A 16430-nucleotide genomic window follows, 5' to 3' on the forward strand; every position below is an offset into this window, starting at 1 on the left:
CAAGGACAGTGCTGACTGTACCGGCCCTGTCGCCGGCTTGCCGGCGACAGGGCCCTCGCAGACGAACGGCCCCTTGCCAATCCGCCGTCCACCCTCCATAACCAACACATGAACCTGCCAGCCCACCAGCACCCGGTGCTCGAGCTGTTCCATCCCGCCGTCGGTGCCTGGTTCCGTCGCCATTTCGCCACGGTCACCGATGCCCAGGCCAAGGCCTGGCCGCTGATCCATGCCGGCCAGTCGATGCTGCTCGCCGCGCCGACCGGCTCGGGCAAGACCCTCAGCGCCTTCCTTGCGGTGCTGGACGAACTGTTCCGCCAGGGCCTGGAACACCACGGCGTATTGCCCGCCCAGACCCAGGTCATCTACGTATCGCCCCTCAAGGCGTTGTCCAACGACATCCGCCTGAACCTCCAGGCACCGCTCGAAGGCATCAGCCAGACCCTCGCAGCGCAGGGCCTGAAGGCACCGCACATCACCACCGCCGTGCGCACCGGAGACACGCCACAGAAGGAGCGCGCGGCCATGCGCAAGCTGGCCCCGCACATTCTGGTGACCACACCCGAATCGCTCTACGTGCTCATGGGCTCGGCCTCCGGACGCGCAGGCCTGGCCAGCGTGCACACCGTGATCGTCGACGAAATCCACGCCTTGGCCGGCAACAAGCGTGGCGCCCACCTGGCGCTGACGCTGGAACGTCTGCAGGCGCTTTGCGGGCAACCGTTGCGGCGCATCGGCCTGTCCGCCACGCAACGCCCGGTCGAGCGTGTGGCGCAGTTTCTGGTCGGCTATCAGCGGCCCTGCGCGATCGTCGATATCGGCCATGCCCGCCAGCGCGACCTGGCCATCGAGGCGCCCCCCGTGCCACTGGGTGCGGTGATGGCCACCGATGTGTGGGGCCTGGTCTATGACCGCCTGGCCGCGCTCGCCCGCGAACATCGAACCACGCTGGTGTTCGTCAACACCAGGCGCCTGGCCGAACGCCTGACCCGCCACCTCAGTGACCGCCTGGGCAAGGAAGCGGTGGCCGCGCACCACGGCAGCCTGGCCAAGGAGTTGCGCCTGGATGCCGAGCAGCGGCTCAAGAACGGGCAGTTGCAGGTGCTGGTGGCCACCGCGTCGCTGGAACTGGGCATCGACATCGGCGATGTCGACCTGGTCTGCCAGATCGCCTCGCCTGGCTCGATCGCCGCCTTTCTGCAGCGCGTCGGGCGCTCCGGGCATCAGGTCGAAGGCGTGCCCAAGGGGCGGTTGTTCGCCACCTCACGAGACGACTTGATCGAATGCGTCGCCTTGCTCGACTGCATCCGCCAGGGCGAGCTGGACGAGCTGCACATCCCCAGGGCGCCGCTGGACGTGCTGGCCCAGCAGATCGTTGCCGAGGCCAGCAACCAGGCCTGGCCGGAACAGGCCTTGTTCGACTGCCTGCGCCAGGCGACGCCCTACGCAGAACTCGACGCCAACCACTACCAGGCGCTGCTGCGCATGCTCGCCGAAGGCTACAACGGCCGCCTGGGGGTACGCAGCGCCTACCTGCACCGCGACGCGGTCAGCGGCACCTTGCGCGGGCGGCGGGGCAGCCAGCTGACCGCGCTGACCAGCGGCGGCACCATCCCCGAGACCGCCGACTACACGGTGCTGCTCGAACCCCAGGCGCTCAGCATCGGCAGCGTCAACGAAGACTTTGCGGTAGAAAGCATCGCCGGCGATATCTTCCAGCTAGGCAATGCCTCCTACCGCATCCTGCGGGTCGAGCCGGGCCGGGTGCGGGTCGAGGACGCCCATGGCCTGCCACCGACCATTCCGTTCTGGCTCGGCGAAGCGCCGGGGCGCAGTGACGAACTGTCCGCCGCGGTGTCCCGCCTGCAGGCGCGCATCGACGAGCAGTTGGGGCGGCACGATGGCGATTTCACCCCGGTATTGCAGTGGCTTCACGTCACATTCGAGTTGAACGAGGCCTGCGCCAGCCAGTTGCTGGACTACCTGGGCCGAACCCGCGAAGTGCTGGGCGCCCTGCCGTCCCAGCAGACCCTGGTGATGGAGCGCTTCTTCGACGAGTCCGGCGGCACCCAGCTGATCATCCATTCGCCCTATGGCAGCCGCATCAACCGCGCCTGGGGCCTGGCCTTGCGCAAGCGCTTCTGCCGCACGTTCAACTTCGAGTTGCAGGCTGCGGCCAGCGAGGACGCCATCGTACTGTCGCTGTCCACCAGCCACAGTTTCGAGCTGGATGAAGTGTGGCGTTACCTGTCCAGCCGCAGTGCCGAGCAGATCCTGGTGCAGGCCTTGCTCGACGCGCCGCTGTTCGGTGTGCGCTGGCGCTGGAACGCCGCCGTGGCCATGGCCCTGCCGCGCTTCGTCGGGGGTCGCAAGGTGGCCCCGCAGATCCAGCGCATGAAGAGCGAAGACTTGATTGCCGCAGTATTCCCCGACCAGATCGCCTGCCTGGAAAACATCGCCGGCGAACGGCAGATCCCCGATCACCCGCTGGTCGAGCAGACCCTCGACGACTGCCTGCACGAAGCCATGGACAGCGAAGGCTGGCTGGCCTTGCTCAAGCGCATGGAGCATGGCGAGGTAAGGCTGCTGAGCCACGACTTGCCGGCACCCTCCCCACTGGCCTCGGCCATTCTCAATGCCAGGCCCTATGCCTTTCTTGACGATGCCCCGCTGGAGGAGCGGCGCACCCAGGCGGTACTCAACCGGCGCTGGAACCCCGTGCAAAGCGGCGATGACCTTGGCGCGCTGGATGCCGATGCCATCGCTGCCGTCGAGGCCGAGGCGTGGCCACACCCGGGCAACGCCGACGAAATGCACGAAGCCTTGATGAGCCTGGGTGCCATCAGCCAGCACGAAGTGCACGTCAACGCCAGTTGGGACCTGCTGCTGCGCCAACTGGCCAAGGCCGGACGCGCGCTGCAATTGCCCACGCAACAGCTGTGGCTGGCCCGCGAGCGCCTGAACCTGTTGCTGGGGCTGTATCCACAAGCGCGCCGCAAGCCTGCGCTCGACGTACTACCCGGGTTCGACCAGGCCATCGACCCGGACACGGCCCTCGGCGAGCTGCTGCGGGCCCGCTTGAGCGGCTATGGTCCGCTGACCCTGGCCCAGATCGCCAGCCCGCTTAGCCAGCCAGACGCGGCGGTCGAGCAGGCGCTGGCCCGGCTGGAAGCCGAAGGCTATGTGATGCGCGGGCACTTCAGCCCTGGCCAGACCGAAACCCAGTGGTGCGAACGTCACCTGCTGGCGCGTATCCACCGCTACACGGTCAAGCGCCTGCGCCGGGAAATCGAGCCGGTCAGCCTGCAGGATTTCACCCGTTTTCTGCTCGACTGGCAGCACCTGGCGCCTGACGAACGCCTGCGCGGGCCGCTGGCCGTGACCGAGGTGCTTGGCCAGTTGCAGGGCTTCCCCAGCGCGGCTGCAGCCTGGGAGGCGGAACTGTTGCCGGCACGAATCGCCGACTACAGCCCGCATTGGCTGGATGATGCCTGCCGCAGCGGGCAGTTCGCCTGGAGCCGGCTGGCGGCAACGGCGGCCAGCAATACCCTGTCCAGTACCCCGCTGGTGCTGCTGCCGCGGGAAAACCTGAACACCTGGCGCAGCCTGGCACCGGCCACTGCGGTAGACACCCTCGGCCCGCGTGCGCAGCGGGTCCATGAAGTGCTGCAAGCGCAAGGGGCGTTGTTCTTCGACGAGCTGACGCAGGAGGCCCATCTGCTGCCCAGCGAGCTGGAAACTGCCCTTCAGGCCCTGGTAGGCGCCGGGTTGGTGGGGGCCGACAGCTTCATCGGCCTGCGCAGCCTGATCACCCCGGCGGCAAAGCGCACTTCGCGCAACAGCAGGCGTGGCCACCCACCGCTCTCGAGCAGCATGGCCCATGCCGGACGCTGGGCCTTGTTGCGCCGCAGCAGCGGTAATGCCGATGACAGCGAACGCCTGGAACACATCGCCCGGGCCCTGCTGCGCCGCTATGGGGTGATGTGCTGGCGCTTGCTGGAACGCGAGAGCGATGTGCTGCCGCCCTGGCGCGAGTTGCTGCGTTGCTATCATCGCTTGGAGGCGCGTGGCGAGATCCGCGGCGGGCGCTTCATTGCCGGCCTGGCAGGTGAGCAGTTCGCCTTGCCGGAGGCGCTCGGCCTGCTCAGGCAAGTGCGACGGCGAGCGCTGGACGGCGCGCTGGTGGTGGTCAGTGCCAGCGACCCGCTGAACCTGGTGGGCTCGCTGCTGCCTGGGGCGAAAGTACCCGCGGTCAGTGGCAACCGCCTGCTCTACCGCGATGGAATGCCGGTGGCAGTACGGATCGCCGGGCGCTACAGCTATCTGGTCGAGGCGTCGAGCCTGGAACAGGAAAGCTGGCGGCAAAAACTCTTGCGCGAATGATTTTCTTTAACTCGATTTTCATTTTCTCCGCCGGCCAACCGGGCTATGGTCGGGGTTTGTTCCAGGCCCTGAGCCTGACCGAGCCATCGCAAGGACCCCGTATGAGCCTGTCACTTCTCAGCCGCTACGCCTTTTTCGCCGCCTGTGTACTGTTCACCTTGGCGAGCCTGCCGTTTCTCCATCACGAATGGCTGTGGCCATTCACCCTGGCCACCGCGCTGCTCAGCCTGATCGGCGTGATCGACCTGCTACAGCAGCGTCACGCGGTGCGCCGCAATTACCCGATCCTTGGCAACATTCGCTACCTGGTCGAAGGCATTCGCCCGGAAATCCGCCAGTACCTGCTGGAAGCCGACAGCGATGCCCTACCCTTCTCCCGCGCCCAGCGTTCGCTGGTGTACGCACGGGCCAAGAACGAGGCGTCGGACAAGCCCTTCGGCACCCTGATCGACGTGTATCAATCCGGCTTCGAGTTCATCGGCCACTCCATGCGCCCGGCGCCGCTGGCCGACCCGGCGAGTTTCCGCACCATCATCGGAGGCCCGCAGTGCAGCCAGCCGTACTCGGCGTCGATCTTCAACATTTCCGCCATGAGCTTCGGCTCGCTCAGTGCCAATGCCATCCGCGCGCTGAACCAGGGCGCCAAGCTGGGCAACTTCCACCATGACACCGGAGAAGGCAGCATCAGCCCCTATCACCGCGAACACGGCGGCGATCTGGTCTGGGAGCTAGGTAGCGGCTACTTCGGCTGCCGCACGGCAGATGGCCGCTTCGACCCCGAGCGCTTCGCGGCCCAGGCTCGCACCCCGCAGGTGCGGATGATCGAGATCAAGATGAGCCAGGGCGCCAAGCCCGGCCACGGCGGCATCCTGCCCAAACACAAGGTGACCAAGGAAATCGCCGATACCCGTGGCGTCCTGATGGGCGAGGACTGCATCTCGCCATCGCGCCACAGCGCGTTCTCCACGCCAGTCGAGATGATGCATTTCATCGCCCAGCTGCGCGAGCTGTCGGGCGGCAAGCCGGTGGGCTTCAAGTTCTGCCTTGGCCACCCGTGGGAATTCATGGGTATCGCCAAGGCCATGATGGAGACTGGCATACTGCCCGACTTCATCGTCGTCGACGGCAAGGAAGGCGGTACCGGTGCCGCGCCGGTGGAATTCACCGACCACATCGGGGTGCCGCTGCGCGAGGGCCTGCTGTTCGTGCACAACACCCTGGTCGGCCTGAACCTGCGCGACAAGATCAAGCTCGGCGCCAGCGGCAAGATCGTCAGCGCCTTCGATATCGCCAGCGTGCTGGCCATCGGTGCGGACTGGGCCAACTCGGCACGCGGCTTCATGTTCGCCATTGGCTGCATCCAGTCGCAGAGCTGCCACACCAACAAGTGCCCGACCGGCGTGGCCACCCAGGACCCGCTGCGTCAACGGGCGCTGGTGGTGCCGGACAAGGCCCAGCGGGTGCTGAACTTCCACCACAACACCCTGCGTGCCCTGGCCGAGATGCTCGCCGCGGCGGGCCTGGAGCACCCGGCGCAACTGGAAGCCAAGCACCTGGTACGGCGTGTGTCGGCCACCGAGATCAAGCTGTTCTCGCAGATGCATGTGTTCCTCAAGCCGGGGGAGCTGCTGACCGGCGAGGTGGATGGCCAATTCTATTCGCGCATGTGGCAGATGGCGCGCGCGGACAGTTTCGAGCCGCACAGCGAAGTGGCGGCCTGAGATGGCTAACGATTGACTCACCCAGGCGCTGCGAAGAGCAGCGCCTGGGTCGAGCCCTCGATTATCTCGTCGATTTTTACCCACCCATCGAGCGGCACGTATGGCGTGTTACTGGCCGTTGGGCTGTTCACCAGCCACAGCCGCTTGAATCGCCGGGTCAGTGCCTGTGGGTTTGCAACGTAAAGCTCATCAGAGCGTTGATACAACAGCGTCAACGTGCCGTAAGTGGTTGCTGCCTTGCCGGTGGCATCGGGCTCGATCCGGGTATAGAGAAATGCCGGGCGTCCGGTGGCGTTGTAGTACTCGATCGAGAAGTAGGACCTTTTGCGATCAGCCAGCAATGCATCACCGGTGCGCCATTGCTCATTGACCTGGGCCATGACAGTGGCCAGTTCACCACCCGGTTTGCCCTGATAGCTGAAGAAAAAGGTCAACCCGGTCAGTTCCATGAGCAAACAGCCGACAATCGCTAACCACAACGCTCGCGTTGGCAATGTATCTGCAGCAATTGCCACCACCAGCGGTAGTGCCAACAGTGCAAAGAACAGATACCGATTGATGTACAACGGCATGAAAATGGAGACCAGCCAGACCACGCAGACAGGCACAAAGCAGTAACACAACAACAGAACACTCGGCTTGCCGGGCTTCGAATCCCGGCGCAGTACATGGAGCGACGCAAGCAGAAGCAAAACCGACAACAGCACGGCGTACACATCGGTGTGTGCGGTGCTGGTGTTCATGGTAAAGGCTTTCCAGAACGTTCGCGGCAGGCTCATGACCGAGGTGGGGTAATGAACGATCCATCCCACCAGCTCGCGATGTTCCAGTTGGCTGAACAAGGTCGGCAGCCAGGGCAGATAGGCAATGGCCACCGCTGCATTCGCCACCCACCACGCGCGCGAGAGTGCCTGCACCTTGCCCCGTGCATCCCTTGTCAGCGACAGATAGACCCAATTGGCCAATGCACACAGCAGTGCAAAATAATGCGTGTACAGTGCAGCGACCATCAACACGGCATAGGCAACCAGGTAGAGGGTTCTCTGCTTGTTGACCCACAGCCAGAGCATGTAGACGGCCGTGATGAGCAGCAAGCCCAGCAATGCGTACATACGCACTTCCTGGCTGTACCGTATCGCGATGGGAAAGAAGGCCAGTAACAGGCCGGCAAGTACTGCGGCGCGGCGCGACGCCAGTTGCCGAGTCAGCAGCATGGCCACGCCAACGGTGGCGATGCCGGCGACAATGCTCAGACCACGAGCCGCGAGGGGGGCGCTGCCGAACCCGTTCATCCAGTAATGCAAGATCAGGTAGTACAGAGGCGGGTGAACGTCCCGGGCGGTATGGAACAGGATTTCCTCGACCGACAGCCGACTGAGCATGACGCTGAACGCTTCGTCATACCAGATCTCAGGCATGGTTGCCTGATGCAGTCGCACCGCCGCGCTCATCAGCAGGATGATCACCGTTAGGCCCACGGTTGCGCCCTTCGGCTGCCATCGTGGCGAAACGGTCATCGTTGTTCCTTGAACACGCTGCGACCACCTTGAGTCGCATTGCGCCCCAGCGTGCGTTTGACGACATAACGCGGCCGGTGCTTGGACTCCATGTAGATGCGACCGATGTATTCCCCCAGGACACCGATTCCAACCAGCTGAACCCCGCCCAGGAACAGGATGGCCGTCATGAGCGAGGGATAGCCTGGCACGGGGTTGCCCAGGATGAGCTTGTCCATGACCAGCAGCGCCGCATAGGCAAACGCCATGATGGCGATGGCGCCCCCCACGTAGCTCCACAGCCGCAGTGGCACGGTGCTGAACGAGGTGATGCCATCGAGCGCCAGGTTCCACAGTTTCCAGGCATTGAAGCGGCTGCCGCCCAATGTTCGCGGCGCCCGCTCGTACTCGACGACCGTCGTGCTGAAGCCCGCCCAGGACAACATGCCTTTCATGAACAGTTGCTGCTCTGGCATCGACTTGATCACGTCCACGACCTTGCGATCGAGCAAGCGGAAGTCGCCGACATTTTCTTCGATGTGTACTTGCGAGATGCGATTGAGCAGGAAGTAGAACCCCCCGGCCGAGATGCGCTTCAGGTAGGTATCACTGGATCGATCGCGGCGCTTGGCAAGTACCACATCGTAGCCGGCGCGCCACTCTTCGATCAGCAACGGAATGACCTCCACCGGGTCCTGCAGGTCTACATCGATCGGAATGATCACGTCGCCCTCGGCCATTTCCAGGCCGGCGAACAGTGCAGCCTCCTTGCCGAAGTTTCGCGACAGGTCGACCAGCATGACATCCGGGTCGCCGGCAACCAGCTGACGAATCTGCCACTCGGTATCGTCCTGACTGCCATCGTTGACGAAGATCACCTCGACCCTAGCGGTTTCGCCGCCCAATGCCTGGCGAACCGCGTCATAGAAAGGTCGGATCGCCAGTTCTTCATTGAATACCGGTACGATCAGCGAAATAACCATCCGCGCCGCTCCGTGAAGATCCATCGAGACAGCAGGAAACCCAGCAGCAGGCTGAGCGCCGAATACACAACGACAGTGGCCATCGGGCGCCAGCTCTGAAGATCGGCAATAGACCCCACTGCCACACTCAGGCTGCCCATGCCTGCCACGAACGTCAGGTAGCGCAGGAGCGATACCGGTGCCCTGAAGGTGTACCGGGCATTGGCCATGAACGAGAACGACAGCGCCACGAAGAAGGCTGTCAGGTTGCTGATCGCCTGATCAGTACCGGCCAACAGCTGCATTGCCGTGAACACGGCGGCGTGAATGGCGGTATTGAAACAACCTACGAGCAGGTACTTGAAGAACGTCGGCGTTGTGAATCGCATGATCGGTCATGCCCTTCCTTGCCCGGCATGAACGCCACGTTAGGCGAGATGGGGAAGGTGTTCTACTGACAAAAATGCCAGTTGACGATCACATCGACCTGGAGGATAGAAGGGTGAAAGGGCCGCAGCAGCGGCCCTCTTGCACTGTCAGAGCGCTGGGCTGACCACGCCCTGCGCTTGTTTCGGCGCGAGCCGGAACACGTGATACAGCACCGTCAGCAGCACCAGGAACGCCGGGCCGATGTACAGCGCCACGCGGGTGTCCTCGAAGTACGCCATCAGGCCCACCACCAGCACCAGGAACGCCAGGGCCAGGTAGGAGCTCAGCGGCCACAGCCACATGCGGTACTTCAGGGCCTTGCGCTCGGCGCTCGACAGCCCGGCGCGGAATTTCAGCTGGGCCAGCAGGATCATCACCCAGGTCCAGATCGCGCCGAAGGTGGCGATCGAGGTGACCCAGACGAACACTTTCTCCGGCACCAGATAGTTGGCCAGCACCCCCAGCAGCAAGGCCCCCATCGACAGCAGCAGTGCGTTGCGCGGCACGCCGTTTTTCGAGGTCCGGGCGAAGGCCGCCGGGGCCTGGCCATTCTGCGCCAGGCTGTAGAGCATGCGCCCGGTGCTGAAGATACCGCCGTTGCAGGACGACAGCGCGGCAGTGATGACCACGAAGTTGATGATGCCGGCGGCGGTCTTTATCCCTAAGCGCTCGAAGGTCATCACGAATGGACTGCCCTGGCTGCCGATCTCGTTCCACGGGTAGATCGACAGGATCACGAACAGTGCACCGACATAGAACAGCAGGATGCGCCAGAACACCGAACCGATGGCTTGCGGGATGGTTTTCTGCGGGTTGCGTGCTTCACCGGCGGTCAGGCCGATCATTTCCACGCCCAGGTAGGCGAACATCACCATCTGCAGCGACATCAGCACACCGGTCACACCGTTCGGCATGAAGCCGCCATTGCTCCAGAGGTTGGAAATGCCCACCGCCACGCCGTCATTGCCGAAACCGAAGGCAATGATGCCGATGCCGCCCAGGACCATGGCGACGATGGTGACGATCTTGATCAGGGCGAACCAGAACTCGAACTCGCCGAACGCCTTGACCGCGATCAGATTCACCGCACCCATGCTGCCCAGTGCCGCCAGGGCCCAGATCCAGCGCGGCACGTCAGGGAACCATATGCCCATGTAGATGGCCACGGCGGTAATTTCCGCGACGCAGGTCACCAGCCACAGGAACCAGTAGTTCCAGCCGGTGAGAAAGCCCGCGAGTGGGCCAAGGTAGTCTTGCGCATAGCTGCTGAACGAGCCGGCGACCGGGTTGTGCACGGCCATTTCGCCGAGCGCGCGCATGATCACCAGGATCGCCAGGCCGCCAATGATGTAGGAAAGCATGATGGCAGGGCCGGCCATTTCAATGGCCTTGGCCGAACCGAGGAAAAGACCGACACCGATACAGGCGCCTAGCGCCATCAGACGGATGTGCCGTTCGCCCAGTTCACGCTTGAGTGGGCCGCCCTGGGCGGTCTCGGCATGGGCAGGGTGGTTGCCGACTGGCATAGCAATACAACCTCATTTTGTTATTGGATTTGACCTTCGTGCAGCCGAGGCCCGCCGATAGGCGTGGCGTTGGCTCGCCAGGCTGGCCTTGTGGGCCGGCCTGCATGCCGGTGTAGAGCGGCCGGCAGGGCGAAGGGGCCGAGCAGTATAGGAAGCCCGACGTAGGGCTTTTCACTGTAAATCTCGAGAAATTTGGCGAGAACTCGGGCTGGAAACCTGTGCCTTGTGTCGCCATGCAGCCACCCTAGCAATATCGTCGCAGGAAAAAACCCACACCAAAGCCGCATATCCCACTTCTGTTTTCTGCACTTCCTACAAATTTTTCACCTCTTTCCGTCAACGTCTAAGCTTCAGGCAAAGCAATACGAAAATACCTGGCCGGATTGAAGACTATGGGCGCACTGTGGCAATCGGAACCAACCAGAACGGAAGCACCCGAAACACCTCTGGCCGAGACGCCACAGCCAAAGTCACCCCGTCTACGTCGGCTTTGGTGGCGGCTGATCCTGCTGATCCTGCTGGTGGCGATCATTGCCATCGGCTTCGCTGCCTATGATGAATTCCGCACCTCCGAGTTGCAGTCGCGGGAATTCAGCAAGCTGGCCACCACCCTGACCTACTCGCTGCAGCCCGGCCCCAGCGATGCCATCGTCTATCCGGGCGAAGGCCCCTTCGACAAGCGCCTTGGCTACAGTGCCCTGGGCGAATTCCTGCCGCGGCTGCTCAAGCGCGACTACCTGATCAGCGAACAGGTGAAATTCTCCCCGGCCTTGATGAACTACGTGGATCACGGCCTGTTCGCACCCTACATCGAGAAGATCCAGGCGGGCCTTGCGATCACCGACTGCCGCGGCGACATGCTGTACCAGTACAACTACCCGCAACACCTGTACCCCAACTTCGCGGCGATCCCGCCGGTGATGGTCAACAGCCTGCTGTTCATCGAGAACCGCGACCTGCTGGACCCCAAGGACCCGAAGAACAACCCGGCGGTAGACTGGCCGCGCTTCGCCAAGGCCGCCTACAGCCAGGTGGCCAAGTACCTGGCCCTGCCCGGCCAGTCCGCCGGCGGCAGCACCTTGGCCACCCAGCTGGAAAAGTACCGCCACTCGCCCGACGGCCTGACCGTGTCAGGCGCCGAAAAGATTCGCCAGATGATGTCCGCCAGCGTGCGCGCCTACCAGGGCGGCCCGGACACCACCGAAGCCCGCCAGCGCATCGTGCGTGACTACCTCAACAGCGTGCCGCTCTCGGCAGTGCCCGGGCATGGCGAGGTGCACGGCATGGCCGAAGGCCTGCGGGTGTGGTACGGCGCCGATTTCGACCAGGTCAACCAGGCACTGACCTCCACTGCCAGCGATCCGGACAGCATGGCCGCGCGCGGTCTGGCCCTGCGCCAGGTGCTGTCGTTGATGATCGCCCAGCGGCGCCCCTCGCACTATCTGTCCAAGGGACGGGTGGAGCTGGCCGAGCTGACCGATTCGCACATTCGCGTACTGGCCGCCAACAACATCATCGAACGCCCGCTGGCCGACGCAGCGCTGGCCAGCAAAGCGGTGTACCGCGACTGGGTGGCGCAACCGACCATCGTGCCGATCATCACCAACAAGGGCATCAGCCTGGCGCGCAACCGCCTGGCCGCCATGCTCAACCGCCCCCTGTACGACCTCGACCGCCTCGATGTGTCGGCTACCAGCACGTTGCAGGCCGACCTGCAGATGCAGGTCAGCCAGTACCTGAAGAACCTTTCCGATCCCGAGTTCGCCGCGCAGATCGGCCTGATCGGCGAGCGCCTGCTGACCTTGAAGACCACTGACCAGGTGCGCTACAGCTTCACCCTGTTCGAGCGCACCGCCGACGGCTCGCGGGTGCGGGTGCAGACCGACAGCACCGACCAGCCCTTCGACATCAACGAAGGCAGCAAGCTGGAGCTGGGCTCGACCGCCAAGCTGCGCGTGCTCACCACCTATCTGGAAATCATTGCCGAACTGCACGACAAGTACGCCGGCAAGCCTGCGGCCGAGCTGAAGCAGGTCGAAGTCGCCGAGCTCGACCGTATCACCCAGTGGTCGTTGGAATGGCTGCAGCAGAACAGCAAGAACCAGAGCCTGGACGCCATGCTCGACGCCGCGCTGGAGCGCAAGTACTCGGCCAATACCGGCGAAGCCTTCTTCACCGGCGGCGGCATGCACGTGTTCAACAACTTCCGCAAGGAAGACAACAGCCGCAACCCGACCTTGAAGATTGCCCTGCGCGAGTCGATCAACCTGCCGTTCATCCGCCTGATGCGTGACCTGGTGCGCTACGTGACCTACCAGCAACCCTTCAACCGGGTACCGCTGCTCAAGGACGATTCGGACCCGCGCCGCCAGGAGTACCTGGCGCGCTTTGCCGACAAGGAAGGCACCAACTACCTGATGCGCTTCTGGAAGAAATACCAGCGCAAGACCTCGCAGCAGCGCCTGGATACCTTCCTCGACAGCATGCGCGTTACCCCGCAGCGCCTGGCGGCGGTGCACCGCTACCTGTTCCCGGAAGCGGGCCAGGAAACCTTCAACGCCTTTGTCCGCGCGCACAGCAAGGACGACAAGATCGCCCTGGGCAAACTCACCGACGGCCGCCTGGCAGAAATGTACGAAGCCTACGGCCCTGGCAAGTACGACCTGCCCGACCAGGGCTATATCGCCAAGGTGCACCCGCTGGACCTGTGGTTGCTCGGCTATCTGCTGAAGAACCCGAGCGCTTCGCTGACCGAGATGGTCAATGCCAGTCGCTTCGAGCGCCAGGAAGTCTATGGCTGGTTGTTCAAGAGCCGACACCAGGGCGCCCGTGACAGCCGCATCCGTACCATGGTCGAGATCGAGGCCTTCACCGACATCCACCAGCGCTGGAAGCGCGTGGGCTACCCGTTCGATCACCTGGTGCCGTCGCTGGCCACCGCCATTGGCAGCTCGGGTGACCGCCCGGCAGCGCTATCCGAACTGGTCGGGATCATCCAGAACGACGGGGTACGCCTGCCGACCCTGCGTATCGACACCTTGCACTTCGCCGCCGACACGCCTTATGAAACCAAGCTGGTCAGCGACCCCGACCGCGGCCAGCGGATTCTTCCGGTGGAAGTGGCCCGGGCGCTCAAAGGGGCCATGTCGCAGGTGGTCGATGCCGGTACGGCGCGACGCATCTCCGGCAGCTTCAAGCTGCAGGACGGTACGCCAATGGTCATGGGGGGCAAGACCGGTACCGGCGACAACCGCATCGAGAGTTTCGGCGCGGGCGGCCGGCTGATCGGTTCGCGCTCGCTGAACCGCACCGCGACCTTCGTGTTCTTCCTCGGCGACAACCACTTCGGCACGCTCACGGCATTCGTACCAGGGCGCTCCGCCGAAGCGTTCAAATTCACTTCGGCGCTGCCGGTGCAAGTGCTCAAGGGTATGGCGCCGATCCTCATGCCGTATCTGCAACCCGGTAACGGAAATGCCTGCAAACCGCCTCAGGTGGCGATGCAGCCAGGAAATCCATCGAGCACTTAGATGATAATCATCTGCATTTGAGGGGTTGTCTTTAGATATATCTTGCGTAATATCTTTCGATATATCTAAACGATGGAGCCCCCCAATCATGCGCGATCATCACGCCCATGACCCCTTTGAACGCAGGCCCGGCCGTGGTGAGCGCGGCCCACGGGTATTCGCCCCGGGCGACCTGAAATTGCTGATGCTCTCACTGCTGGCCGAGCAACCGGGCCACGGCTACGACCTGATCCGCAAGATCGAGAACCTGTTCGAAGGCAGCTACACGCCAAGCCCCGGGGTGATATACCCGACCCTGAACTTCCTCGAGGAAGCCGAGCTGATCAGCGGCCAGGTGCAAGGCAGCAAACGCCTGTACGCCATCACCGAAGCCGGCCGCCACGCCCTCGCCGAACAGGCGGTGGCCCTCGACGGCATGCGCATGCGCATCGAAGTCAGCAAGCGAGCCCTGCGTGGCCACGACCGTCCGCCCGAGATCCATGAAGCGGTCGGCAACCTGCGCCACGCCCTGCACATGCACAGCGGCCACTGGACCCCGGAAGAAATCCAGCGGGTACGCAACCTGCTCAACGATACGGCCAAGGCCATCGCGTCAGGGCCGGCCGCCCCCGTTACGGAGACCACCCATGAGTGACAGCATTCACCGCGTCAACCACGAAATTCGCCAACGTTCCCTGCAGGTCCTGCGCGTGACCGAGCTGACCCCACGCATGCGCCGCATCACGCTGGGTGGCGCGCAGCTTAAGGGCTTCACCAGCCTCGGCAGTGACGACCACATCAAGCTGCTGTTCGCCGAAACGGCCGAGCAGCAGGCCATCGAAGCCGGCAACCTGCGCCGCGACGGCGCCGTGCGACCGACCATGCGCGAGTACACGCCACGGCGCATCGACCTGAGCGCCAACGAAATGGACATCGACTTCGTGCTGCACGGCGATGGCCCTGCCTCGACTTGGGCGGCGCAGGCTGCCCAGGGGCAGATACTGAACATCGCCGGGCCGCGCGCGTCGATGGTGGTGCCAGATATCTTCGACAGCTACCTGCTGGTGGGTGACGAGACGGCCATTCCGGCCATCGGCCGCCGTCTCGAGGAACTGCCGGCGGGTCGCCAGGTATTGGCGGTCATACAGATCGAGGATGAGCAGGAGCGCCAGCCGCTGCCGAGCCGGGCACAGGTCGAAGTGATCTGGGTGAAGCGCGATGAGGATTTGCTGGGGTTGCTGAAGGGGCTGGGCTTGCCTGGAGGGAAGCTTTACAGCTGGGTTGCCCTGGAGAAATCGCTGACCCGGCAGGCCAAGGCACTGTTGCTGGAGAAGGGAGTTGCGGAAGATGCGCTCAAGGCTGCGGCTTATTGGCGCGTGGAAGGTACTGCGGACGATGAGTGATCTCGTCTGTCTGCTCTGGCCCTATCGCCGGCAAGCCGGCGATAGGGCCACTACAGGCTATGCAAAGGTGTGCCCCCGCCGCCCTTTCCACCGATCCAGCCCCAGCAGCACCAGGCTGATTGCCCAGAACCCCGCCAGTATTCCCAGCGCGTTGAGCATCACCTGCCCATACCCCAATTCCGCCACATCGATGAACGGATAGGGGTAGACCCCGATCTCATCGCCCCGCCACAGCGCGTAGGCGAAATACGCCGCCGGGTACAACGCCCACGCCGCCAGGTGCCGAAGCCTCAGGTTGCCCTTGGGCACCACGAACCACCAGAACACCACATACAGTGTCGGCATCACATCGTGCAGCAATTCGTCCGCCAGCCATTGCCAACCCTCGGGTTGCCAGAGATGCCGCAGCAACACGCTGTAGGCCAGGGCCACCAGGACAATGCTGGCAGCCACTGCCGAACTGACCGCAGGCGACAGGAAAAAACGCCTGGCGCTCGACTCCCGCCCGAACGCCGCATAGCTCACGACGGTCGCCACCAGGGTATTGGTCAGCACCGTGAAGTAGCCGAACACATTGATCAGGCCACCGATGAGGCTGGCCTGTTCCTGCCAACGCGCGAGCAACACCAGGTAGACCTGCACCGTGAGGCCCAGCCAGCCCAGCACGGCCACCAGCGCCAACCAGGGACGATGCGGCATGTCAGGCCTGGCGCTGCAGTTTCACGTAGAGCTGCTCGACCTTCTCCCGCGCCCAGGGCGTCTTGCGCAGGAAGGTCAGGCTCGACTTGATGCTCGGGTTGCTCTTGAAGCAACGCACGTCCACACGCTCGGCCAGCCCCTGCCATTGGTAGTGCGCCACCAGCTCGGTGAGGATCTGTTCGAGGGTCTTGCCGTGCAGCGCGTTGTGTTGGCCCGTGCTCATGCCAGTGCTCCAGCGTGGAAAAAGATGCGCACCTTACACGAGTGTAGTGCTGGGCGGGCCTCCCGCAGCCTGCAAAAAA

At 63.7% G+C, this 16430-nt stretch carries 11 protein-coding genes; 5 read left to right on the forward strand and 6 right to left on the reverse strand.

Annotation, left to right across the window (positions count from 1 at the left end):
* Positions 1–108: 108 nt before the first annotated feature.
* Together PPL01S_RS06785 and PPL01S_RS06790 are read left to right on the forward strand one after the other, a co-directional pair.
* Entirely contained in the window at positions 109–4383 is a 4275-nt protein-coding gene (locus PPL01S_RS06785; RefSeq protein ID WP_016395667.1) for a DEAD/DEAH box helicase, read from the forward strand.
* Between the two features lie 101 nt (positions 4384–4484).
* A complete protein-coding gene (locus PPL01S_RS06790; RefSeq protein WP_016395666.1) occupies positions 4485–6104 on the forward strand; it encodes an FMN-binding glutamate synthase family protein in 1620 nt (539 codons plus the stop codon).
* A gap of 17 nt (positions 6105–6121) precedes the next feature.
* Here the strand turns inward: PPL01S_RS06790 and PPL01S_RS06795 are convergent, their stop codons facing one another.
* The 4 genes from PPL01S_RS06795 to PPL01S_RS06810 form a co-directional block, all read right to left on the reverse strand.
* The gene (locus PPL01S_RS06795; protein WP_016395665.1) at positions 6122–7621 is read right to left on the reverse strand and encodes a glycosyltransferase family 39 protein; all 1500 of its coding nucleotides are present in this window, start codon (positions 7619–7621) and stop codon (positions 6122–6124) included.
* The gene (locus tag PPL01S_RS06800; protein ID WP_016395664.1) at positions 7618–8583 is read right to left on the reverse strand and encodes a glycosyltransferase family 2 protein; all 966 of its coding nucleotides are present in this window, start codon (positions 8581–8583) and stop codon (positions 7618–7620) included. The genes PPL01S_RS06795 and PPL01S_RS06800 overlap by 4 nt, the downstream gene beginning before the upstream one ends.
* The gene (locus tag PPL01S_RS06805; RefSeq protein ID WP_016395663.1) at positions 8568–8951 is read right to left on the reverse strand and encodes a GtrA family protein; all 384 of its coding nucleotides are present in this window, start codon (positions 8949–8951) and stop codon (positions 8568–8570) included. The genes PPL01S_RS06800 and PPL01S_RS06805 overlap by 16 nt, the downstream gene beginning before the upstream one ends.
* A gap of 147 nt (positions 8952–9098) precedes the next feature.
* Complete coding sequence (locus tag PPL01S_RS06810) at positions 9099–10517, reverse strand: amino acid permease (protein ID WP_016395662.1); 1419 nt, start codon at positions 10515–10517, stop codon at positions 9099–9101.
* A gap of 392 nt (positions 10518–10909) precedes the next feature.
* Here PPL01S_RS06810 and PPL01S_RS06815 point away from each other — a divergent pair, with 392 nt between their 5' ends.
* From PPL01S_RS06815 to PPL01S_RS06825, 3 genes are all read left to right on the forward strand, one after another.
* Positions 10910–14047, forward strand: coding sequence for a biosynthetic peptidoglycan transglycosylase (locus PPL01S_RS06815; RefSeq protein WP_016395661.1), 3138 nt, complete (start codon positions 10910–10912; stop codon positions 14045–14047).
* A gap of 88 nt (positions 14048–14135) precedes the next feature.
* On the forward strand, positions 14136–14681 hold the full coding sequence (locus tag PPL01S_RS06820) for a PadR family transcriptional regulator (RefSeq protein WP_016395660.1): 546 nt from the start codon (positions 14136–14138) through the stop codon (positions 14679–14681).
* Positions 14674–15429, forward strand: coding sequence for a siderophore-interacting protein (locus tag PPL01S_RS06825; RefSeq protein WP_016395659.1), 756 nt, complete (start codon positions 14674–14676; stop codon positions 15427–15429). Before PPL01S_RS06820 ends, PPL01S_RS06825 begins: the two co-directional genes overlap by 8 nt.
* Before the next feature lie 57 nt (positions 15430–15486).
* Here the strand turns inward: PPL01S_RS06825 and PPL01S_RS06830 are convergent, their stop codons facing one another.
* Positions 15487–16128 (reverse strand): Pr6Pr family membrane protein, encoded by a 642-nt coding sequence (locus PPL01S_RS06830; protein ID WP_016395658.1) that lies wholly within the window; start codon positions 16126–16128, stop codon positions 15487–15489.
* A gap of 1 nt (position 16129) precedes the next feature.
* Complete coding sequence (locus tag PPL01S_RS06835) at positions 16130–16351, reverse strand: VF530 family protein (protein ID WP_016395657.1); 222 nt, start codon at positions 16349–16351, stop codon at positions 16130–16132.
* Positions 16352–16430: the final 79 nt, after the last annotated feature.

Origin of the sequence: Pseudomonas plecoglossicida NBRC 103162 = DSM 15088 (assembly GCF_000730665.1) — a bacterium.
Classification (GTDB): Bacteria; Pseudomonadota; Gammaproteobacteria; order Pseudomonadales; family Pseudomonadaceae; genus Aquipseudomonas; species Aquipseudomonas plecoglossicida.